We start from the raw sequence: 21,958 nt of genomic DNA, 5'->3' as shown, positions 1-21,958 counted from the left end.
TTTGTGTAAACCACTTGCCCGATTAAAATGGTAATTTCCAATTGGGTGTCCAATAATTTGTCCTCTGTATAAATTGGGCCACCGTGAATCGGCAGGGTGGCTGTTTGTTTCTTTTCGCATTAAAAACAGACCAAAACAAGGGTAATTAAGACCTTGCTATAGCGAAACAATTGAATCTGTACGGGATTCATTTTTAAGGTTCCCATAGTACTTAAAATTTTTTAATGGAAATGGGGTGATTGTACTTAGTATATGATTTTTACTCAAAATCAAGATAAAAATCGAAAAAGGGTAACATCTGTTGTGGAATTCTGCCATCCTGGGTGTAGATGTTATTGGTATGGGTGCCAATATATTCTTCGGCAAAATGTTTTACACCTACGTTTTCCAAGCGTTGACTGAACATTTTGCATTGTATGGTAAAACGTTCTCCCGCATTTCTTCCCCAATCAAACTTAATGGCTCTGAGCTTATTTAGATTTTCGAGATACTCATCGATCATATGAACAGGCATTTCTGAGTACCATTTTTCTAGTGCTTCGGGGTTGGCTACAATAGTTTCGTTCTTATATTCAAAGGGTAAATCAAAGTAAAAGGGAGGTTTATTGGCATTGGGAGACCATGACCTTCCAAACGCCATAATAACTTTTCCAAAATAGGATTTTGACAGATCTTCTATGGTTTTCATTTTGGAAAATTCAACATAGGTGTTGCTGTTCGGCCCATATTCTCGAACTATAGTTAGCGCTCCAGGACTTAATGCATAAACGGTTTCAAAAATATCCGGATGCTTCATGGCAATTTTTAAAGCACCATAGCCTCCCATACTGTGTCCGGTAATTCCGCGACTTCCGGGTTTTGCCAAGGTTCTATAGTTGTTATCCATATAAGAAACCAAATCATAAGCTGTAAAATCTTCCCAGTTGCCAAAGATGCCCGTATTGGAATAGAAACTTCCGTCATAAGTAGTACGCTGATCGGGTATTACAAGAATAAAGGGATCAATCTTTTCTGCGGCTATGGCATAGTCCAAAAGATCCTTCATATAATTCATAAGACTATTGTCGTTCAAAAAACCATGTAAAAAATAAATTACGGGATACCTGGTTTTTGAATCTTCATAGTTTGGTGGCAAATAAACCGATACTTTTCTGGTTGGATTTTCACCAAAATCATTTTCCAGGTTTTTGGAATAAATAGAGTCTAAAACAACTTTTCCTTCGGCCACTTCCTGAGCGGATAGCAAACTTGTTAGCGATAGAAATAGAATGACCAATATTTTTTTCATAATCTGAGTTTTAAAAAGGTATGTTAAGTAAATAAGCCCCAAGCGTTTTTCCATGTTTGTCCAAGGCGGTCGAAGACGTCACCCCACCTCCAAGGGCATCGTACATTACAAAATTGAGCGCGCCAAGTTGAGGTAGATCATATCTTTTGACCTCACCCAGTACCTGTTTCCCAAACCATTTCTTGATAAATTCCGGAGTTAATTTTTCCGAAACTATTTTAAAATGTTCAGGGTCATAGACGGTTACGGAAACATTACTGATGTTTCCCTTGTCCCCAGTTCTCACATGAGCAATTTCCCATAATTTCATGGCTATGTAGTTTTATAGAGTACGTTAATTTCAAAATCATCTTTGGGAACCAATATAGAAGCAATGGAAATAATCTCATCTACTTTTTTAGTAGCTCCGCCTCCACCATAAGGACCATTGGTATATAAGGTCTCCACTTCATTGGCAATGAACTGGGCCTGTTCTTTGGTGTTTGTTTTTCCCGCTACCCTTAATCGGGCTTCATTGATGTCTTTGGGTATTTCTCCTTTATCAAATAAGGAATTTATACCGATAAGATCACATCGTAATTCCGAAATTGGGAAAGACAGGTTTTCTAACCTTTTTTCTACGATTTCCTTGGCTAATAGAGCCCTTGCAACACAGTTGGGACCACCATAACTTATTTGACCCTCCCCTATAAAGCCGTTCAAATAGCCAACGCTTACTTTATGCGTTGCAGTGGCCGATTTTCCTGAGGCCCCGGAAAATTCAATGGTGTCCTTTTGTAATTCTTTGAATGTCACTTTTGAAAAATCAGCGGTGCAGTCTGGAGTAAGATAGTTTTCTGGGTCATGAATTTCATAAAGCAATTGTTCCGTACATGTGGCCGTGGTGACCATGCCTCCCGTATTGTCCAATTTGGTGATAAAGCCTTTTCCTACTTCATTGACTTCAACTAGGGGAAATCCCAGATTCCACAGATTGGGTACTTCCTTAACACCGGGATCAGCAAAATAGCCTCCGGTTACCTGTCCGGCGCATTCCAATAGGTGGCCAATCATGGTTCCTATGCCCATTTTTTCCCAATCTGTTTTTTCCCAACCAAACTCGTACAGCAAGGGTGCCAGAAACAGGGAAGGATCTGCAACCCTGCCCGTAATGATAATGTCCGCATCGTTGCTTAAAGCTTCAACAATACCATCGGAGCCCAAATAGGCATTTGCGGAGAAAAGCTCCTTATTAATTTCAGATAATGGCTGACCGGTTTCAATGACTGTTTCGCGGATGTAATCCTGTATTTTGTTCGATATGTCATCCCCAAGAACTGCAGCTACTTTCAGGTTTTTAAGTCCCAATGTAGTAGCCAATTTTGCAACCTCTTCCATGGCTTTTTTTGGATTGGCCGCCCCCATATTGGTAATGACCTTGATTTTGTTTTTATGTGCCAATGGAAGGACTTTTTCCATCCGATAAAGAAGAAGGTCATTATAGCCTTTTTCTGGGTCGGCCTTTTTCGCTTTTTGGGCCAAGGCGATAGTCCTTTCCGCAAGGCCTTCAAAACAAATATAATTTAGATTACCATGCTCCATTAATTCAAGGGCAGGTTCTAATCGGTCTCCAGCATACCCAGCTCCGCTTCCTATTCTAATTTTCTTCATGCTACAAGCTTATTGCTCCAATCATTAAGGATAAAATTAAAATAACTATGGTCACCAAAAATGCCAGTGGTATGGTTTTTTTCTGATGATCCCCCAATTCGATTCCCGTGAGTCCAATTAATAGATACGTGGAGCCCGTAAGCGGACTTACGGGAAAACCTGTCGTCATTTGCCCGATAATTGAAGCCCTTCCTACCTCAATAGCCTCCACGCCAAAGTGCGATGCCGTGGTGGACAACAAGGGCAATATTCCAAAATAATAGGAATCCGGATCAAATAGCAGACTGGCGGGCATGGACAGTACACCGGTAATGACGGCCAAGTGACTACCTATGGCATCAGGAATGTAGGTTACGGCACTTTCCGCCATTGCATTGATCATTCCGGAGCCCTTGAGTATTCCCGTGAAACACCCTGCAGCGAATAATATACTGGCCATCAAAAGAGCTGCCTTGGCATGTGCATTGATACGTTCCCCTTGATCTTTGGGATTTGGGTAATTTACAATTAAGGATATGGCAAATGCTATCATAAAAATAATATGTGGCGGGGCAATTCCACTGATCAAAACTCCCACCGCAACCAAAACCAGGGCAATATTGAAGTAGTAAAGCCTTGGACGTTCCAGTTTAGTGTCTGTTTCTTGTTCCAGTGCTATGTCATCAATAGTGGCACCTTTATCCACACGTTCCCTTTTACCAAGTATATAGGCAATAATCAAAACCGTTAATAGTCCGCCGATAACCGGAATCAGCAAAGGATTGAATAGCTCCGTAACATTGACTTCCAAAGCTGTTGCAGCTCTAATTGTTGGCCCTCCCCATGGAAGAATATTCATGGTTCCTGCCGCCAATGCCGCAATAGTGGCCAACGTGGTTCTCTTCATTTGTAAGGTGTCATATAAAGGAAGGAGTGCCGGTATGGTCACCAAAAAAGTCACTGCTCCTGAGCCATCCAAATGCACGGCCATGGCCAATAGTGCCGTTGCGACAGCAACGCGGGAAGGATTGTTTCCCGCAAATTTCAGTAGGGCCCTTATCAGGGGTTTAAAGGTTCCCGCATCGGTCAATATACCAAAGAACAGAATTGCGAATATAAACATGACTCCGGTGGGAGCGATTGATTTTAAACCATCGGTTATAAAAGTCGTTATTTCCGTAGTAAAACCACCCAAAAGAGCCGTTATAATTGGAACAATAATCAAAGCGACCACCGCCGCCATTTTCTTGCTCATGACAAGAAACAAAAGAGCAACAATGGTGATAAGGCCAAGCCAGGCTAACATTTGAATTTAGGTATTAAGTTGGTTTTGGTCAAAAACTTAAATATAGGCAATTGGGACGTTTCAAAAGTAAAAGCTAGGATATAAACCCTAGCCATTTCCTTATACTAATATTTTTGGGTTTAACTAAGCTCCCATCCCTTACGGTAGCTTCCCTTGACCCATTCATTGGCTTTTTCCCAATTGGTTACACGCATGTTTTCCCCATCCCAAAGAATTTTTCTTCTACCAGGATATTCAAAAGGATCCCAATCACCCAATTGTTTACCTTCCTTCAGTTTTTTGTACTGGAACGCCTTTAAGGCCAAATTACCCATAAGCACAGCTTCGGTCAATGGTCCGGAGCGTTCAAAATTAGAGGAGGTTTCAGCACCTTGTAGGCATCCTTCCACAAAGTTGCGCTGGTGTCCACCGGTATCCCCTTCAATACGTTTTAAATAGGGTTTTGGAGGAGTCAATAGTTCCATGGTAGTGGAAGGCAACAATCTGGCATTTCTGGAATACGTATCACAAACCAAAATACCTCGCGTTCCGTAGAAAATGCTTCCACCACTGTTATCACCAATAGTTTCGCCATCTTTCAACTCATCGGGTAAATCGGGTAATAATCCGCCATCATACCAATTTAACGCAATATCTCCGTGCTCAGGAGTATTGAACTTTAACCGGACAATGGAAGAAGCGGGACAGGATTCACTATAATCCGCCTCCACAAAGTCACCGACCCAGTTGGTCGTACAGCTCGCCTCGGCCTCGGTTGGATAGCCCAATTCCAAGACACTGAAAGGGGTTTCCATGATATGACATCCCATATCCCCAAGTGCACCGGTGCCAAAATCCCAGAAACCTCTCCATTTAAAGGGAAGATAAGCGTCGTTATAATCTCTCATTTCGGCAACGCCCAACCACAAGTCCCAATCCAGTCCTTTGGGGATTCGGTCCTTACCTTGTGGAACGGGAACACCTTGTGGCCAAACGGGTCTATTGGTCCAACAATCTACTTTGTATACTTTTCCTATTATGCCTGAATCAATCCATTCCTTAGCTTCCCTGCTACCATCACTTGATGCTCCTTGGTTTCCCATTTGGGTAACGATGCCATTTTCTTTGGCCACTTTGGTCATTAAACGGGCTTCATTGATATTGTGTGTCAACGGTTTTTCAACATAGGCATGTTTTTTCGCCCGCATGAAAGGCAAGGCTATGGAAGCATGCATATGGTCTGGGGTAGCTACCATAATGGCGTCCATATCATTTAATTGCTTGTCATAGACCTTCCTAAAATCTTTATATCTCTTTACATCGGGAAAATTGGCATAGGTTTCTGCAGCCCTTCTGTCATCCACATCACAAAAGGAAACAAATTTTACTTTTTGGGTTTCATTTAGGCCTTGGATAACGCTAGAGCCCCTTCCACCAACACCAAAAGCACCAATATATAGTGTATCACTTGGAGGAACATGTGATTTGCCCATTACAAAACTGGGTACAATGGAAAAGGCCGCGGATGCGGCAGCGGTATTTTTAATAAACTTTCTTCTTTGCATGGTTAATTAAATTTATCTGAGCTAGGAAGGTACAAAAAATTGACTTTTTATTTCCGTCTTGCGATTTTTATTGAATCTATAAAATGACAGGTCGTATTTTTTGATATTCATAAAAAAATAAAGTCATCTTCATTTTGAATTTGATGCATCCATCAATCCAAAATCTTTACAAATTCTTACCTAAATGTTAAAGGTGGATTTTTTACATAAATAAATCATAACAGGTGATCCAGAGTGCCATGTGTTACCGTATAGACTCTAGAACAAATCGAAAACACAAATGAAATCTGAAAATACGTTTACACCTAAATCTATTAATGTCGAAAAATCCGATTCAACCCCAACTTTCAGAAACGGGTTTTTACTAAAATCGAGATTAAAGTCCTTTATTCAAAATGCAAATGCCTGGGGGGTTTTTGTGATGGGTAGCACGTTCGTGCTTATGATTGCTTCCATATATGTTATGTATGTTTTGCAAACGGATTATGATCAATTTAATCGGGATAGGATAAGTACTACCTTTGGATTGATCTTTATGATTATTGCCACTGGGTTATTTATTTTTAAGGCGGGCTTTTTTGCCTATACACTATATCGATATTTTAGATATAAGGCAATAGCTTCCGTTTCCGATGAGGAGCTGCCAAAATGTACCGTTATCGTTCCTGCATATAACGAAGGGAAACAGGTATATGCCACATTGATGAGTTTGGCAGACAGTGATTATCCCGTAGAAAAACTACAATTACTTTCCATTGATGATGGTAGCAAGGACGATACATGGCATTGGATGCAAGAGGCCAAGAAGGTATTGGGTGATCGGGTATCCATATGTCAACAACCCAAAAATATGGGAAAAAGACATGCCTTGTATCGTGGATTCAATGAAGGTACAGGAGATGTTTTTGTAACGGTAGATAGTGATTCCATCGTTAAAAAGGATACCTTAAGAAATTTGGTAAGTCCGTTCGTTACCAATGAGAATTGTGGTGCAGTTGCCGGTAATATTAGGGTATTGAACAATAAGAAGGCCTTGATCCCAAAAATGTTGGACGTTAGTTTTGTCTTGAGTTTTGAATTTGTGAGATCTGCCGAAAGTAGCCTAAACTCCGTTCTTTGTACTCCAGGGGCCTTGGCGGCATATAGAAGAACCGCTGTGTTTGCCTGTTTAAATGATTGGATCAATCAGACCTTCATGGGACAACCTTCTGACATTGGAGAGGACCGTGCCATGACCAATATGATTTTAAAACAAGGTTATCATGTGCTGTTCCAAAGAAACGCATATGCTTATACTAACGTACCCGAAAAATACAAAGGTCTTTACAAAATGTTCATTAGATGGGGTAGAAGTAATGTTAGGGAGAATATTGAAATGTCCAAGTATGTATTTACAAACTTTAGGAAAGGAAACAAGGCAGGTACTCGACTATTGTTCTTTAGTCAGGCAACTAAGATTGTCATGAGTTACCCATTCCTTTTGTTTATGCTGTATTTTGTTCTAACACATCCAATCTTATTTGTCAGCTCAACTTTCATGAGTATTCTGGTACTTTCTACTTTCCCTGTTATTTTTTATGCGAAGAGATATAACTTTATAGAATCATTCTGGGCTTATTCCTATAGTGTAATGTATACATTCGGACTGTTCTGGATAACTCCTTATGCCATTGCGACCGCCAATAGAAGAGGTTGGTTGACTAGGGGATAGAAAAGAAGATGTAAATTTTTTAGTTTTCATTAAAAGGGGAGTCTATTTTGATTCCCCTTTTTTATTGCTTTGGTCTAACGGTCAATGGATTCCATTCAGAATAGAACTGTTCCAAATAATCCAACATAAATTGGTGCCTTGACTCGGCAAGTTTTTTCCCCGTAGCAGTATTCATTTTATCCTTAAGCAACAATAGCTTTTCATAAAAATGGTTAATAGTTGGGGCCGTTGATTTTTTATAGGCTTCTTTGCTCAGTTTTAGATTTGGGGCAATATCCGGATTGTAGATTTCCCTATTTTTGAAGCCCCCATAATTGAATGCCCGAGCAATACCAATAGCACCAATGGCATCCAAACGATCGGCATCCTGAACAACTTCAAGTTCCTTGGATTTAAAAGGTCTCTTTTTGGGCTTACCTAGACTGTTTTTAAAGGATATGTGTTCAATAATTTTTACAACATGCCGCACTACTTTTTTCTTGACCTTAAGAGAGTGTAGAAAATCTTTTGCCATTTGCGGTCCTACAGTTTCATCGCCGTCATAAAATTTTGCATCGGCTATATCATGCAATAAGGCTGCAAGGCTTACCACAAGAATATCCACTTTTTCGTCCTTTGCAATGAGCATGCTGTTTTGAAACACCCTTTTTATATGAAACCAATCATGCCCACCTTCGGCATTCTGTAGTGTTTCCTTTACAAAGGTGATGGTCTCTTCAACGATTTCGGTATTGCTCATTTAAAAGAATTTATTCCGGATACAACAGCAGCTTCGGCTTTGGCAAGCAATCCATCAAAGTCTCCATCATTTTCAAATGGTTCGTGGACATCAAAGGAAACTTTCGTTCCTAATCCCATTGGAAATTTACCATATTGGACCAATTTCCAGGAATTATTGATGCTTATCGGAACGATTAAAGCAGATGGGGCTTTCTTCATCAGCATTTTTAATCCCATAGGCTTGAATGGCCTTGGGTGTCCATCCCTACTTCTTGTTCCTTCTGGGAAAATGACCGCTGTCCTACTGTATTTTTCTATATAGGTTCCAAGTTTTCCAATTTCCATGATTGAGCCCTTCGCATCTTTTCTGTCAATTAATACAGATCCCCCATGTCTCAAATTATATGAGACACTTGGAATTCCCTTTCCCAGCTCTTTTTTGCTCACAAACTTTGGGTGGTGCTTCCTCATGTACCAAATAATGGGGGGAATGTCGTACATACTCTGATGATTGGTCACTACTATTAGTGGTCTATCAGTTGGTATATTGTGGGGGTTTGTAAACCTGTACGTAGTTCCTAGAATATTAGTGGAGCGCATTAGGCAAAGATTGAGAAGGCTAACCGTTTTCTTAATCCCCGGGTAACCAAATAGTTTTAAACTTAACCAAAGTATAGGATGAAAAACCAACAGGGTCATCCCAAAGGCAAGGAAAAAGAAAGGGGTGACAATGTAGGATAGTATCTTTTGCATACTGCAAAAATAAAAAACCGCTCTATTAAGAGCGGTGTAAAATTTCTAAAATACTGTTGAAATAAGGATACTCTTAACAGAACTCGTTGTAGGCTTGTACAAGGTTCTCAGCAATCATTTCAGCAGGTCTTCCCTCAATATGGTGACGTTCTATCATATGGACCAATTCTCCATCCTTGAACAAGGCCATAGAAGGGGAAGAAGGAGGAAATGGTACCATTAAGTTTCTAGCCGCATTCACTGCTTCCGTGTCCACACCAGCAAATACGGTGACCGTATAATCTGGGGTCTTATCGTTTTGTAAACTCATCTTTGCAGCTGGTCTAGCGTTGGCAGCGGCGCATCCACAAACAGAATTGACCACGACCAATGTGGTTCCTTGCTGTTTAATGGCATTTTCCACTGCTTCAGCGGTATATAATTCTTCAAACCCGGCAGAAGCCAAGTCGTCTCTCATAGGTTTTACTAATTCTGCAGGATACATAGTATTTTTTTAAAAATGAATTACAAAGATAACCAATCTGACCTATTTTCTAGAGGACCTTAACTTTTCGTTAGTCTTCAAGTGTCTCCTGAATATTTTATCTTTGGCAAATATCAAAGTATTGGAATGATTAAATGGATTGGGGCTTTCCTCGGCTTTTTTGTAAGGGGTTTTGCGGGGGCCATATTAGGCTTTTTTGTTGGGAGTGCCCTTGATAGCCTTTTTGGTTCTGGGTCTGGCCAGACACAGACCGTTTTCAGGGATTTTACCAGACCAAATGTTTCGCCTGCAGATTTTGAACTTAATCTTCTTTCCCTTTGTTCCATAGTCATTAAGGCGGATGGCCATGTTAGCCAGCAGGAGATGGATTATGTAAGGCAGTACTTTGTTGGTACTTACGGTAAGGAAAAGGCGAATGCCATTTTCAGGACCTTCAACGACATTAACAAAAAAAGGGAAATTTCCGCACAGCGCATCAGTACATTTTTGGCACAAAGAACCCGGTATGAGGTAAGACTTCAATTACTTCATTTTTTGTTTGGGATAGCCCAGGCCGATGGAAATGTTAGCACGCCCGAGATTAACAAAATCCGAGAAATAGCGGGATACTTAAGGGTATCTCCAAGGGATTTTGAAAGTATAATGGCCATGTTCATAAAATCGGCTGATAATTCCTATAAAATATTGGAGATAGATAAATCCGCTACCAACGAAGAAGTAAAAAAAGCATACCGGACCATGGCCAAAAAATATCATCCTGACCGAGTGAATACCCAGGATGAAGCCATAAAAAAGGGCGCTGAGGAAAAGTTCAAACAGGTTCAGCTTGCCTATGAAACCATTCAAAAGGAAAGAGGAATCAATTAAAACAGTTAAAGTACATGGAGAATTTTTGGTTTTATATTAAAATGGGGTTGAACCATGTGTTGGATTTTGGTGCCTATGACCATATTTTGTTTTTATCGGCATTGGCCATTCCATTTACCTTTAAAAGTTGGCGAAAGGTATTAGTATTGGCAACGGTATTTACCCTAACCCATTGTCTTTCCTTGATGCTTTCGGTTTTTGAAATAGTGGTTATGGATGTTGGTTTAATTGAATTTTTAATACCTGTAACCATATTTTTGACGGCAATCTTCAACATTTTTTACTTAAAGAGGTTACAAGGGCAGACCAATATTTTGTTGCATGCATTGGCAACCGCTTTTTTTGGTCTCATCCACGGCTTTGGATTTTCCAATTATTTTAAGATGTTGATTGCTGGGGAAGATGAGAAAGTAACCCCTCTTCTTGGATTCGCTGCTGGAATTGAAATCTCCCAATTGATTATTGTGATGATGGTTCTTCTAGTGGCTTATGTATTCCAAAACCTAGGTAAGGTAAAGCAATCCGTTTTTGTTTTGGTTGCCAGTATTATTGTTTTGCTAATCACAATACCTTTATTATATCAAACGTTTCCTTGGTAAGAAGATAACCGACCCTTTGCAAGTTTGCGATACAATATAATTACTTAAATCTCGATTATCGAGTAAAAGTTAAAATTGTCCTTATACTTTTGGAAAGGTTTTTAAAGCGGGTATCTTAGGCGAACGAAGAATTTTGCTCCCGATTACATGAACAAATCGAAACAGGAAAAATACGACAAGGCTTATTTACGCATGGCCAAGGAATGGGGGAAATTGTCCTATTGTCGGCGAAAACAAGTTGGGGCCATCATCGTTAAAGATCGTATGATCATTTCAGATGGATATAATGGAACGCCTACCGGTTTTGATAATTATTGTGAGGACGAGGAAGGGTATACCAAATGGTATGTGCTCCATGCAGAGGCGAATGCGATACTTAAGGTTGCTTCGTCTACTCAGTCCTGTCAGGGAGCAACTTTATACATAACCCTTTCACCTTGTAGGGAATGCAGTAAATTGATTCACCAATCTGGCATAAAACGTGTGGTATATCAAATTGCGTACAAGGACGATTCAGGACTCAACTTTTTGAAAAGGGCTGGGGTAGAACTTGAATTTATGCCACAAATAGATGATTGATTGTAATGAAAAACAAGTATTCATATCTTCTGCCCACCATAATTGCCCTAGCCTTGGCCATGGGAATTTTTATAGGTGGCAAGCTTAACTTCAATGACACTCCAGAAAAATTATTCACGACCAATTCTAAAAAGGATAAGCTCAATAGACTTATAGATTACATCGATTATGAGTATGTAGACGATGTGAATACGGACAGCATTGTGGATGTAACGGTAAATAGTATTCTCGAAAAATTGGACCCACATTCTGTTTATATCTCCGAAAAGGAAATGAGTAAGGTTTCTGAGAATATGAAAGGCGATTTTGTTGGTATAGGAATCAATTTTTATGCCTATAAGGATACCATATCAGTTATTAGGACCATTAAGGATGGCCCCAGTTTTGTAAAAGGAATAAAGGCAGGGGACCGTATTCTTATGGCGGACAATGATACATTGTACGGCAAGAATATGTCCAGTGATGTTATAGTTGATAAACTAAAAGGAAAGGAGGGTACGCCGGTAAAACTTACGGTATATAGAAAATCCGAGGATAAAATGTTCACCGTTAAGGTAAATAGGGGAGTAGTGCCCATTAGGAGCGTGGAATCCTATTATATGCTTTCCAATGACATCGGATATATAAAAGTAACCCGTTTTGCGGAGTCTACGTTTAAGGAATTTAAATCGGCCCTTAGACAGCTTCAAAACGAAGGCGCCCGCAAGTTGGTTTTAGACCTTAGGGACAATCCAGGTGGATATCTTAATATTGCCGAGCAAATGGCCGATGAGTTTTTAGAAGATGGCAAACTAATATTGTTCACAAAGAATAAAAAAGGAAAAATAGACAAGACCTATGCCACTGGAAGAGGTAATTTTGAAGACAAGCCCATTTATGTCCTTATAAATGAGCGCTCTGCTTCTGCAAGCGAAATCGTGGCTGGGGCACTTCAGGATAATGACATTGGAACCATTGTAGGAAGAAGGTCATTTGGAAAGGGCTTGGTACAAAGGGAAATGGCCTTGGGCGATGGATCGGCAGTGCGATTGACGGTATCTAGATATTATACCCCTACGGGAAGAAGTATTCAAAAAAGTTATGCCCATGGGAACAAGGATTATTACGAACGTTTTATGGAAAGATACCATAGTGGTGAAATGGTATCCGTAGACAGTATAAAAGTAGCCGACTCCTTGAAGTTTACCACCCCTAAGGGTAAAATAGTCTATGGAGGAGGTGGTATCATACCCGATGAGTTCGTCCCTATAGGAACCAATGAGGAAGAGGCCGTTGAGAGCATGGACAGTCTTGGGTTTTTATCATTTTTTGTATTTGAACATTTGGATGAAAATAGAGGATTGTACACAGATTATACCCCTGAGGAATTTTTTAGATATTTTCGGGTAGACGATGTACTATTTGAAAAATTCGTGGACTATTCCTTGGAAAGAAATCTTAAAATGAATTTCTATGATTTTGAGGACAGCATCAAACTTTATTTAAAGGCTTCCCTGGCGGAACAACTGTTCGATGCCAATATGCATGCCAAAATAAAAAGTGTAGAGGATCCAATGCTTTTAAAGGTGTTGGAATTAGATAATCCAATTATAAAACAGGAAGAAGCGGCAACGATAGAGTCACAAAACTAATCCTCTTCAAGATTTTTCTGTATTTTTTTGCTAGTGTAAAAAATCAGGATTAAAACAATGGCACATAAGGAAGCCATGACACCAATAACAGCTACAATACTATTTCCTTCAAAAGGATCTTCAAAGTCTATTAGTGTCACATTATAGGCAATGAGGGCCACTGCACATACCACTAGGATTATCGATAAGGTCTTATTCATATCAGATTACGTATTCAGGTTAAAAATACGTTCTTTTTTATTGATTGAAAAGCGCATTGATATTTGCGGCGAACAGTTTAACGGCAATTGCCATAAGGATTACCCCAAAAACTTTTCTGATTACGTTTAAGCCTCTCTTTCCAAGGATTTTTTCAAGTTTTACCGAAGATTTAAGAACCAGATACACGAAGATGATATTGACAATAATGGCCAATATAATATTCTCCACATAGTATTCAGCCCGTAATGATAACAAAGAAGTAAGCGTACCTGCCCCGGCAATCAATGGAAAGGCAATGGGGACAATTGAGGCACTTTCCGGTTCCTCGTCCTTATAAATGGTAATTCCTAAAATCATTTCGATGGCCAGAAAGAAAATGATGAATGCACCGGCAACAGCAAACGAGTTTACATCTATACCAATGAGATTTAAGATTTCTTCACCTAGGAACAAAAAGGCCACCATGATGCAGGCCGCAACTACCGAAGCCTTTTCAGATTGGATATGGCCTACCTTTTTCCGTAGACCAATGATGATAGGAATACTTCCCAATATATCGATTACCGCGAAAAGGACCATACTGGCCGTCGCAATCTCCCTAAAGTCAAAATTAAAGGTCATTTTCAAATTTTTGCAAATCTACGTTTAATTAAAGGTCTTTGGATGTTATTGTACCAATAATATCTTTAACTGACTGTGTAAATAATGTATCTTTCGCCCTAAAATTTTTTCATGTTCCAATTAGGAAAAACCATCGTATCAGAAGAGATAATAGAGAACGACTTTGTCTGCAATCTTACGGCCTGCAAAGGTGCATGTTGTGTGGACGGAGATGCCGGGGCACCTTTGGAAGAGAAGGAGACCGAGGTTTTGGTTGATATTTATGCCAAGGTAAAACCATTTTTAAGGCCAGAGGGTATAGCGGTCATTGAAAAGGAGGGGGCTTTTGTAAAGGGTGAGGACGGTGAATGGGAGACCCCATTGATAAAGGGAAGTGAATGCGCCTACGTCATTTTTGATGAAAGGAATATAGCAAAATGTGGTATTGAGGAAGCCTATAACCAAGGAAAGACAAAATGGAAGAAACCTGTATCCTGTCATTTGTATCCCGTAAGAATTAGGGAATATACGGAGCTAACGGCAGTGAACTACCACAAATGGCAAATTTGTGACCCTGCATGTACCTTGGGCGAGGAGTTAAAAGTACCTATTTACAAATTCGTAAAGGAAGCCCTGATCCGCAAATTTGGTAAGGCATGGTACGAGGAATTGGAGCAGGTTGCTGACGACCATCTTAAATAGTGGGAATATGTAGCATTATTTTTGTGCCAGAGGGCTGATTATGCTCATCATAGATATCAATTATTTCCACATGGAAGGAGTTTTGATAATCCTTGGAGAAATTAGCCAATCGCTCTTTGGTTATATCTATTCCCACGGATTTTCTTTTCAGTACCTTTCGTTCCTTTATTTTCTCAGCGGCATCCCGCCCAACCCCGTCGTCCGTTATGGCTATTTTAATAAAGCCTTCAGGTCCCTTTAAGACATCTAAAGTGATATTTTTTTCTCCTTCCTTTGATGATAACCCGTGCCAGAGTGCATTTTCCAAAAACGGTTGAAGAATCAACGATGGAATTTTTACGTTATGGACATCAATACCGTCCTCTATATTGATTTTGAACACAATTTCATTCGAAAAACGGATATTCTCGATATTCATATACAATTCCACGGTTTCCAATTCTTCTGAGAGTGGAATCTCCCTTTGGGAAGAGGCCTCTAGAATTTTCCGAACCAGTTTGGAGAACTTATTTAGATAATGGACCGCATTCTTCTTTTCATTATTTATAATATAGAGCTTTATGGAATTTAATGAGTTAAAAAGAAAATGGGGATTCATTTGACTTCGCAACATAGTCTGCTCTAAGGTCAAAAGTTTCTTTTCGCTACTTAACTGGTATTGGCGGTACAAAATGTAAAGAATTCCACCAACAAGAGCAAGAGCGATAAACGTTACAAGTAGAATCGTTTTGTTTTTGCGTAGGGTAATGGCTTGGTTCTTTACCTCTTCCTCTAGGGTTTTTAATTGATCTATTTGTTTTTCCGCCTCGTACCTTAGAATCATATCATTGACATACCTAACATTTAAGTTATTGGTAACCTGTTCCTCATATTTTTTGGACTCTTTATAAAAATCCATTGCCTTTTTAAAGTCATTCTTTTTCATCCACAATTCCGAAAGGAATTTGTTGGCCTCGGCAATTTCGGATGGAAAATTATAGGATTTGGCAATATTGAGTCCCTCTTGTAAATAGGATTCCGCTTTGGTATAATCACCTACATTTAAGTTGGCCCATCCCAGATTGTTGAGAATGCTGGCTATAATTTCTTGGTCCCCTAGGACTTTTGCCCTTTCAAGGGATGAAGTAAGCAATGTTAATGCCTCATCCATTCTTTTTAGATGAACATATACATGTGCAATACTGTAATTACAGATTATTTTTCCCTTTTCTGAATTTATCTCCCTATTGTACGACAGTGATTTTTGAAAGCTTTCCAAGGCGGGTTCCAGTTTGGCCTGTGCTTCATAGCATTCGCCAACGTTTTGGTAGTTTATGGCTAGGCCAAGGGGATTGTCAAGCTCCTCTTCCAATTTCATGGATTCTTTAAATTTGTCTATCGCCAAATCATATTGTTCCAATAATTGGTAGATGTTGCCAATGGAATTTAAGGACACGTTGATACTTCTTTTTAATCCTTTTGAACGGTTTTCCGGTTCCACCGTTTCTGCGAGTTCCAAGGCTTCTTGGCTATAGTCCAGTGCAGATTTAATGGCCTCGGTACGCCTATATACAACGCTGATCATATTTAGGCTATAAATCCTAAATTCAAGATTGTCTGTTTCTATGGATAATTTGAGGGCTTCCTGAAAAAGCTCGAGGGCCTTTGGGTAATTGGATATGTCCCTATAGACCCTGCCAAGTTGATTTAGGGCGTATATTCGGCCGTCGATGTAGTCATGTTCAATGGATTCCTTTATGGTGTACCGCATTAATGAAGTATCCTTTCTGGAGCTTCTAAGAAAACCATCTATTTCTTCATAGGTTTTTGGAGCTTTACTGATCAACTCATTGACCTTATTCTTAAATTGATCGGGGACCTTTTGTGATTGAATGAGGTTGAAGGACAGGATTGTCCAACTCAATAAGAAATATCCTCTAAAAACAAATGAAAATTTTAGGTATGGGAATGTCCAATGATTTTTAGAACGTTTCAAAACCATATGCACTTATAATAAATCCAAAAAATCCGATTTCTTTTGTCTGGAAACGGGAATCTTATGATTGGATTTTAGGACTACGTATCCATCGGTTTTAAGGAATTCCTTAATCTTGTTCAGGTTGATAATGTATGAATTGTGTATTCTAAAGAAGCAGTCCTCGGGCAGTAATTGGTTGACCTCCTTTAATTTTTTGGTAAGGACGATTTTTTGACCATCGACCAAGAATATGGTACTATAATTTCCATCGGATTCGGCATATAAAATTTCATCACTTTCTAAAAAAAGTAATTTGCCGTCCGTATTCAATGTAATTCGTTTGTTAACAGATCTAGAATTAAAATTGAGAAGTATCTGCTCCAGTCTTTCTGCGGAAAAGTTCTTTGCATTGAATTTTTTGATTTTAGAAATGGTGTCTTCCAAATCATCTGAATCAATAGGCTTCAATAAATAGTCTATGGCCTCGTTCTTTAGGGCTTTAATGGCGTATTGGTTATAGGCAGTGGTGATTACGACCGGGAAGTTTTTGTTCGTTAATTTTTGAATGAATTGAAATCCGTCCATGGTTGGCATTTCAATATCCAAAAAAAGGCAGTCCGGCGTATTTTTCCCTAAATATTCCAAAGCTTCAAAAGGATTTGTAAAGGAAGCTGTCACATTAATTTCTTCGCTGAAATTTGTGAGTTCCCAAGTAAGACTTTGGAGGGCCTTTATTTCATCATCTACGATAACTGCTTCTAACATATCTACCATTTGGTATAGGGAAAGTTAATCAAAAATAAAACTAACAGCGTAACCACTTATGTAATTTGTGTCAATGGGCTTTATTTAAGTATAATCGGCATAAAATGTAAAATCAGCTGTATAGCTACATGAAAATCAAAACTTTATAAGAAAAATATTACAATAACTTTTATTCTTACGGCTTTGGGAAAAACCATCTCCCGATTATACAAAAAAGGATGCAATTTATACATGTTGACCATGGTGGGCTTAAACTTGTCTTAAATTCGTTACGGTTACGAGTTTTACCATAAAATTATTTTGACTATGAAAAGATGTTTGCTAATGTTCGGGATTTTGTTGGTTGTTGTAATTGTGGCATCTATACTGGAGCATAAAACCAATGATGAGGCTTTAAACAAGAAACTGGCCATGGGCAACAATGAGCCAAGCATGACTATTATACCCAATAAATAGATGTACGGTTTTAATTTAAAAATATTCAGGTTTAGTCTGTTGGGGATACTTCCCTTTTTATTGATTTCCAATTCTGGGAAGGAGATGAATATGGAGGTAGTTGCTATTAATAATGAAAACCTGATTCCTTCTGAATTGAATTTTGGGTATAGTACAGAGGAGTCAATTGAAGGCACTAAATTTAAAAAGTTGACTCTTGTTTTTCAGGATATAACGAAGAAGAATAGAATTGAGTTAATAATGGGAACCACAGATGAGGAAGTGGATTTTCAGCATGGGGATTTTACAATTAAAGAGGTAGAAGGTTTTCTACATGGCTATGAAGGAGTTTTTGGATATTTTACCAATAGCGAGTTTGGAGAGAAACCATTTTTTGCAAAGAATGGTTTTGTTAGAATATTAAATTTAGACGATGATCATATTGAGGGCTACATGGATTTAACCTTGGTAAACGATTATGGAAAGAAAATTAGAATTTCGGATACGTTCCGTAATTTTTAGCAATATACGACCCTAGGGATTCTGTCCCGGTTAATGTTTTGAACGCCAAAAGCAACAGTGATGAAAAGAACATTACGTTGCAGGTCTAATAATAGGTTTCGGGGGAACTACCTAGATTAGCACTTGGTGGGCATTTCGTCAAATCAAGCATTAAGGGTCGTATTTTTTAAATTTATTCAATACAAAAAGACCGAGGAAGTAATTCCCCGGTCTTTCATTTTTTATGGATGTTTCAAATCAAATAGAGGTTCCGAAAATAAATAGGAAAACTATATGGGAAAATAAGTATCCCAAAATTATAGAAATTGGTCCGTTTTTTTGTAAGCTTCTATAACAGCTGTTTCGCCGTCTTTACCTGGACTAGAATTTCCATGTTCCATGCCCAACACACCTTCAAAACCTTTGTCATAGATAAACTTAAAAACATTTTTATAATTTATCTCACCGGTCGTAGGTTCGTTTCTTCCTGGGTTATCCCCAATCTGTATGTAGGCGATTTCATCCCAAGTAAGCCCCATATTATGAATTAAGTTCCCTTCTGTTTTTTGCATATGATAGATATCAAAGAGGATTTTGCAGGAAGGACTGTCCACGGCCTTACAGATCATATAGGTCTGATCTGAATTCTGTAAATATAAGTCTGGAGAATCGGATAAGGGTTCCAAAACCATCACAAGTCCATGTGGCTCCAATATTTCGGCACCTCGTTTAAGGGCTTCTATAACATTGCCATCTTGCACTCCTATCGGCAAGCTTCTTTCAAAACCTCCAGGAACAACGGTCATCCATTTGGCATTGACGCGTTTGGCCACTTCTACCGACCTTTTACACCCATCTAAAAAGATGTCTATATATTCCGGCTTTCCTGCGGCCAACGTATTGGCCATATTTCCACCTTTGTCCACAACAAAAACACCCATGGTCATACCACGTTTGGCAAGGGTTTCGCCAATTTTATTTTGCATGGAAATATCACGGTTCATGAGGCCATTGTCCTCAAACGCCGTAAATCCTTGGTCGGCCATGAAATTTATTTGGTCAATTAGGTCTTCCCCTGCATGATGCTTAAACATGCCGGAGTGCGGGGCGTATTTGAGGTTAAAGTTGTGAAATGCTTTTGCCCGATTATTATTAGATGAGGCATACGAAAAAGCCCCTCCCAACGAAATAACTCCGCTGGAAAGGGCCGTATTTTTTAAAAAGTTTCTTCTTTTCATTTTATAGGGACCATGCTTTGCCTTCCGTCAACTCCTGGGTGTCCGCACAAGCGATATACTCACCAGGTACCGGTAGATAGGCCAATACTTCCTCACCTACATATTCTGAAGTCTTATAACCCCAAATGGTCAAACCGCGAAGGTTGTTCGCAAATGCAAATCTACTGGTTCCATCATCCAAGGTTGCTTCTTTTCCTTCAGCTACGGCTTCAGTATATGATGTAATTGATTCAAACATTTCAGCCTCGTCTTCCTTGGTGTTTTTAAGTGCAGCTGCCAGGACAGGTTCTAAGTCCTCTACTGTTAGGTCCTCCACATCACTTTTGCCAGAATCCATTAAAGCCTTATCCGTAAATTTACCCATGGCCATCCTGAAAAAGTCTTGCTCCTCCTTTTTCATAACGTCATTGGCGAACTTATCTATAAAGATATCTACCTGAACTTCGGATGCAGATGGCGTTTCTGTTTTGGGAAGAATCACATCTACTAATTTTGTAAGTACACCTCCTTCTGCTGGGGTTAAAAATTCTGGTGTCCAAGTGGCCACAGTTTCCCCCTTACAGCTTTGCATTATACTTATTAATGTTGGAGTGGCAATGGTATATCCCATTGCAAGTCCCATATTTTTAAGTGCTTTTCTTCTATCCATCATATATTTCCTTTTTTAAGTTCCTCTGCGGCATGGTTAGCGGCTCTCGCTGAAAATGCCATGTATGTCAATGAAGGGTTTACACAATTTGCGGAAGTCATAAAAGATCCGTCCGTTACATATACGTTGGGTACATCATGGAGAGCATTGTTTCCATTTAAAACAGAGGTTTTTCTATCGCGACCCATTCTTGCTGTTCCCATTTCATGAATACCAAGGCCGATGGCTTGGGAATCCTTATTATCATGTCCTTTAACATCGCGCAGACCTGATTTTTCCAACATCTCGACTGCGGATTCCTGCATGTCTTTACGCATATTGTATTCATTTTCCTGAAATTCCGCATCAAAGGTCACCGTAGGTAGTCCCCATTGATCCTTTTTGTCATAATCCAAGGTAAACCTATTTTCCTCATAAGGTAGGATTTCTCCAAATCCTCCAATTCCAAAAGTCCATCCTCCTGGCTTTGTAATAGCTTCTTTCAAGCTTTTTCCGTGTGACAACTCGGACACAATATCTTCCCAATTTCCTCGGCTCGCTCCTCCTTGATATCCAAAACCACGTATGTAATCTTTTCTGTCTGAATCACCCCCCAAGTTTCTAAATCTTGGAATATAGACACCGTTAGGTTTTCTTCCTTTATAATATTTGTCTTCAAAGCCGTCAAATTTTCCAGTAGCACCTACACCAAGATGATGGTCCATGATGTTACGGCCCAATTGGTCGGAATCGTTACCCATACCATTAGGGAATCTATCCGATTTTGATTGCATCAATATAGAGGTGGAGGCGATGGCAGATGCACAAAGGAATATCACCTTTGACTTAAATTCATAGGCCTCTTTGGTAACTCTATCTATTACCTTTACTCCTGTGGCTCTTTTGGTATCTGGGTCATACATAATCTCGTGAACGATGGAATCCGGTCTTAAGGTCATATTCCCTGTTGCCTCCGCAGCGGGCAGTGTAGAGGATAGACTACTAAAGTATCCACCAAATGGACATCCTCTTATACATCTATTCCTGAACTGACATTTTGTTCTGCCGTCAAATTTTTTGTCACCCGTAATATGGGCCACCCTTCCGGCGGTTATTACACGGCCTCCAAAATTTTCTGCTACCTTTTCCCTAACATGCTGTTCCACACAGTTTAACTCCATCATTGGAAGAAAGTCACTATCCGGAAGCTGGGGCAAGTTTAATGCTTCGCCACTAACCCCTATAAAATTTTCTACTTTGGAGTACCAAGGGGCAATATCCTTGTATCGCACGGGCCAATCCACAGCAATACCGTCCCTTTTGTTGGCTTCGAAGTCTATGTCACTCCAGCGATAACTATGTCGCCCCCACTGGAGGGATCTACCGCCAACATGATAACCACGCATCCAATCAAATCGCTTGGTTTCATTATAGGGATGTTCCAAGTCATTTACGAACCACATATGGCTTGCCTGACTTGTAGTATAGCCTGTTCTGTTCTGCTTGGGTTGCTGTTCAATAATTTCCTTGGTAGCCACGCCGCCATTCGGAAAATCCCAAGGGTCTTTATTAGCGGTCTCATAGTCTTCAATATGCTTGACCATTCTACCCCTTTCAAGAACCAATGTTTTTAAACCATTTTCACATAGCTCTTTAGCAGCCCAACCACCGCTAATCCCAGTTCCAACAACAATCGCATCGTACGATTCCTGTTCTTCGTTATAATAAAATTTACTCATAGAAATTGTTTATTCCCTAAATTTATTAAATATTAAATTAATTCTATACATTTAAAGCTTAATCTTATTGTGAATATGGCA

23 protein-coding genes are annotated in these 21,958 nt (G+C 39.5%); 8 read left to right on the top strand and 15 right to left on the bottom strand.

What is annotated here, in order from left to right; all coding sequences use genetic code 11:
* Positions 1-259 precede the first annotated feature (259 nt).
* From CJ263_RS07295 to CJ263_RS07275, 5 genes are all read right to left on the bottom strand, one after another.
* On the bottom strand, positions 260-1,288 hold the full coding sequence (locus CJ263_RS07295; protein WP_094996663.1) for an alpha/beta hydrolase: 1,029 nt from the start codon (positions 1,286-1,288) through the stop codon (positions 260-262).
* Positions 1,289-1,298: 10 nt separating this feature from the next.
* Positions 1,299-1,598 (bottom strand): AtuA-related protein, encoded by a 300-nt coding sequence (locus tag CJ263_RS07290; RefSeq protein WP_094996662.1) that lies wholly within the window; start codon positions 1,596-1,598, stop codon positions 1,299-1,301.
* A gap of 2 nt (positions 1,599-1,600) precedes the next feature.
* Positions 1,601-2,938, bottom strand: a complete 1,338-nt coding sequence (locus CJ263_RS07285; protein ID WP_094996661.1) for an acyclic terpene utilization AtuA family protein — start codon at positions 2,936-2,938, stop codon at positions 1,601-1,603.
* A gap of 1 nt (position 2,939) precedes the next feature.
* Complete coding sequence (locus tag CJ263_RS07280; protein ID WP_094996660.1) at positions 2,940-4,223, bottom strand: CitMHS family transporter; 1,284 nt, start codon at positions 4,221-4,223, stop codon at positions 2,940-2,942.
* A gap of 119 nt (positions 4,224-4,342) precedes the next feature.
* On the bottom strand, positions 4,343-5,767 hold the full coding sequence (locus CJ263_RS07275) for a Gfo/Idh/MocA family protein (protein ID WP_094996659.1): 1,425 nt from the start codon (positions 5,765-5,767) through the stop codon (positions 4,343-4,345).
* 280 nt (positions 5,768-6,047) lie between these two features.
* On the opposite strand from CJ263_RS07275, the gene CJ263_RS07270 reads away from it, so the two are divergent.
* Positions 6,048-7,478 (top strand): glycosyltransferase, encoded by a 1,431-nt coding sequence (locus CJ263_RS07270; protein WP_094996658.1) that lies wholly within the window; start codon positions 6,048-6,050, stop codon positions 7,476-7,478.
* A gap of 61 nt (positions 7,479-7,539) precedes the next feature.
* Here the strand turns inward: CJ263_RS07270 and CJ263_RS07265 are convergent, their stop codons facing one another.
* The 3 genes from CJ263_RS07265 to CJ263_RS07255 form a co-directional block, all read right to left on the bottom strand.
* Complete coding sequence (locus CJ263_RS07265; protein ID WP_094996657.1) at positions 7,540-8,217, bottom strand: HD domain-containing protein; 678 nt, start codon at positions 8,215-8,217, stop codon at positions 7,540-7,542.
* Positions 8,214-8,798 carry a lysophospholipid acyltransferase family protein gene (locus tag CJ263_RS07260; protein ID WP_317044137.1) on the bottom strand — a complete coding sequence of 195 codons (585 nt, stop codon included), beginning with the start codon at positions 8,796-8,798 and terminating at the stop codon, positions 8,214-8,216. Before CJ263_RS07260 ends, CJ263_RS07265 begins: the two co-directional genes overlap by 4 nt.
* A gap of 226 nt (positions 8,799-9,024) precedes the next feature.
* Positions 9,025-9,435, bottom strand: a complete 411-nt coding sequence (locus tag CJ263_RS07255) for a BrxA/BrxB family bacilliredoxin (protein ID WP_094996655.1) — start codon at positions 9,433-9,435, stop codon at positions 9,025-9,027.
* A 126-nt stretch (positions 9,436-9,561) separates the two neighbouring features.
* Between CJ263_RS07255 and CJ263_RS07250 the strand changes: the two genes are divergently transcribed.
* The 4 genes from CJ263_RS07250 to CJ263_RS07235 all read left to right on the top strand — a co-directional run bounded on the left by CJ263_RS07250 (position 9,562) and on the right by CJ263_RS07235 (position 13,111).
* Complete coding sequence (locus tag CJ263_RS07250) at positions 9,562-10,302, top strand: TerB family tellurite resistance protein (RefSeq protein WP_094996654.1); 741 nt, start codon at positions 9,562-9,564, stop codon at positions 10,300-10,302.
* A 14-nt stretch (positions 10,303-10,316) separates the two neighbouring features.
* On the top strand, positions 10,317-10,901 hold the full coding sequence (locus CJ263_RS07245; protein WP_094996653.1) for a HupE/UreJ family protein: 585 nt from the start codon (positions 10,317-10,319) through the stop codon (positions 10,899-10,901).
* Positions 10,902-11,048: 147 nt separating this feature from the next.
* The gene (locus CJ263_RS07240) at positions 11,049-11,480 is read left to right on the top strand and encodes a deoxycytidylate deaminase (protein ID WP_094996652.1); all 432 of its coding nucleotides are present in this window, start codon (positions 11,049-11,051) and stop codon (positions 11,478-11,480) included.
* A gap of 5 nt (positions 11,481-11,485) precedes the next feature.
* The gene (locus CJ263_RS07235) at positions 11,486-13,111 is read left to right on the top strand and encodes a S41 family peptidase (RefSeq protein WP_094996651.1); all 1,626 of its coding nucleotides are present in this window, start codon (positions 11,486-11,488) and stop codon (positions 13,109-13,111) included.
* Here the strand turns inward: CJ263_RS07235 and CJ263_RS07230 are convergent.
* Both CJ263_RS07230 and CJ263_RS07225 read right to left on the bottom strand, forming a co-directional pair.
* Complete coding sequence (locus tag CJ263_RS07230) at positions 13,108-13,311, bottom strand: hypothetical protein (RefSeq protein ID WP_094996650.1); 204 nt, start codon at positions 13,309-13,311, stop codon at positions 13,108-13,110. The genes CJ263_RS07235 and CJ263_RS07230 overlap by 4 nt on opposite strands.
* 37 nt (positions 13,312-13,348) lie before the next feature.
* Positions 13,349-13,933 (bottom strand): MarC family protein, encoded by a 585-nt coding sequence (locus tag CJ263_RS07225; RefSeq protein ID WP_094996649.1) that lies wholly within the window; start codon positions 13,931-13,933, stop codon positions 13,349-13,351.
* A gap of 111 nt (positions 13,934-14,044) precedes the next feature.
* Between CJ263_RS07225 and CJ263_RS07220 the strand changes: the two genes are divergently transcribed.
* Positions 14,045-14,614, top strand: a complete 570-nt coding sequence (locus CJ263_RS07220; protein WP_094996648.1) for a DUF3109 family protein — start codon at positions 14,045-14,047, stop codon at positions 14,612-14,614.
* Here the strand turns inward: CJ263_RS07220 and CJ263_RS07215 are convergent.
* Both CJ263_RS07215 and CJ263_RS07210 read right to left on the bottom strand, forming a co-directional pair.
* Positions 14,607-16,517 (bottom strand): tetratricopeptide repeat protein, encoded by a 1,911-nt coding sequence (locus CJ263_RS07215; RefSeq protein WP_229702440.1) that lies wholly within the window; start codon positions 16,515-16,517, stop codon positions 14,607-14,609. The two genes, CJ263_RS07220 and CJ263_RS07215, sit on opposite strands and share 8 nt — an antisense overlap.
* Before the next feature lie 84 nt (positions 16,518-16,601).
* Positions 16,602-17,336 (bottom strand): LytR/AlgR family response regulator transcription factor, encoded by a 735-nt coding sequence (locus CJ263_RS07210; RefSeq protein ID WP_094999150.1) that lies wholly within the window; start codon positions 17,334-17,336, stop codon positions 16,602-16,604.
* Positions 17,337-17,642: 306 nt separating this feature from the next.
* Here CJ263_RS07210 and CJ263_RS20910 point away from each other — a divergent pair, with 306 nt between their 5' ends.
* Positions 17,643-17,792 (top strand): hypothetical protein, encoded by a 150-nt coding sequence (locus tag CJ263_RS20910; protein WP_158657106.1) that lies wholly within the window; start codon positions 17,643-17,645, stop codon positions 17,790-17,792.
* Positions 17,793-18,293 carry a hypothetical protein gene (locus tag CJ263_RS07205; protein ID WP_094996646.1) on the top strand — a complete coding sequence of 167 codons (501 nt, stop codon included), beginning with the start codon at positions 17,793-17,795 and terminating at the stop codon, positions 18,291-18,293.
* A 296-nt stretch (positions 18,294-18,589) separates the two neighbouring features.
* On the opposite strand, the gene CJ263_RS07200 is transcribed toward CJ263_RS07205, so the two are convergent.
* The 3 genes from CJ263_RS07200 to CJ263_RS07190 are packed head-to-tail and all read right to left on the bottom strand — an operon-like array spanning position 18,590 to position 21,877.
* A complete protein-coding gene (locus tag CJ263_RS07200; RefSeq protein WP_094996645.1) occupies positions 18,590-19,510 on the bottom strand; it encodes a hydroxypyruvate isomerase family protein in 921 nt (306 codons plus the stop codon).
* A 1-nt stretch (position 19,511) separates the two neighbouring features.
* Positions 19,512-20,162 (bottom strand): gluconate 2-dehydrogenase subunit 3 family protein, encoded by a 651-nt coding sequence (locus tag CJ263_RS07195; RefSeq protein WP_308423249.1) that lies wholly within the window; start codon positions 20,160-20,162, stop codon positions 19,512-19,514.
* Positions 20,159-21,877 (bottom strand): GMC oxidoreductase, encoded by a 1,719-nt coding sequence (locus tag CJ263_RS07190; RefSeq protein ID WP_094996644.1) that lies wholly within the window; start codon positions 21,875-21,877, stop codon positions 20,159-20,161. The genes CJ263_RS07195 and CJ263_RS07190 overlap by 4 nt, the downstream gene beginning before the upstream one ends.
* Positions 21,878-21,958: the final 81 nt, after the last annotated feature.

The organism is Maribacter cobaltidurans, from assembly GCF_002269385.1.
GTDB classification, from domain to species: Bacteria; Bacteroidota; Bacteroidia; order Flavobacteriales; family Flavobacteriaceae; genus Maribacter; species Maribacter cobaltidurans.
This window is presented reverse-complemented; position numbering and strand designations above follow the sequence as displayed.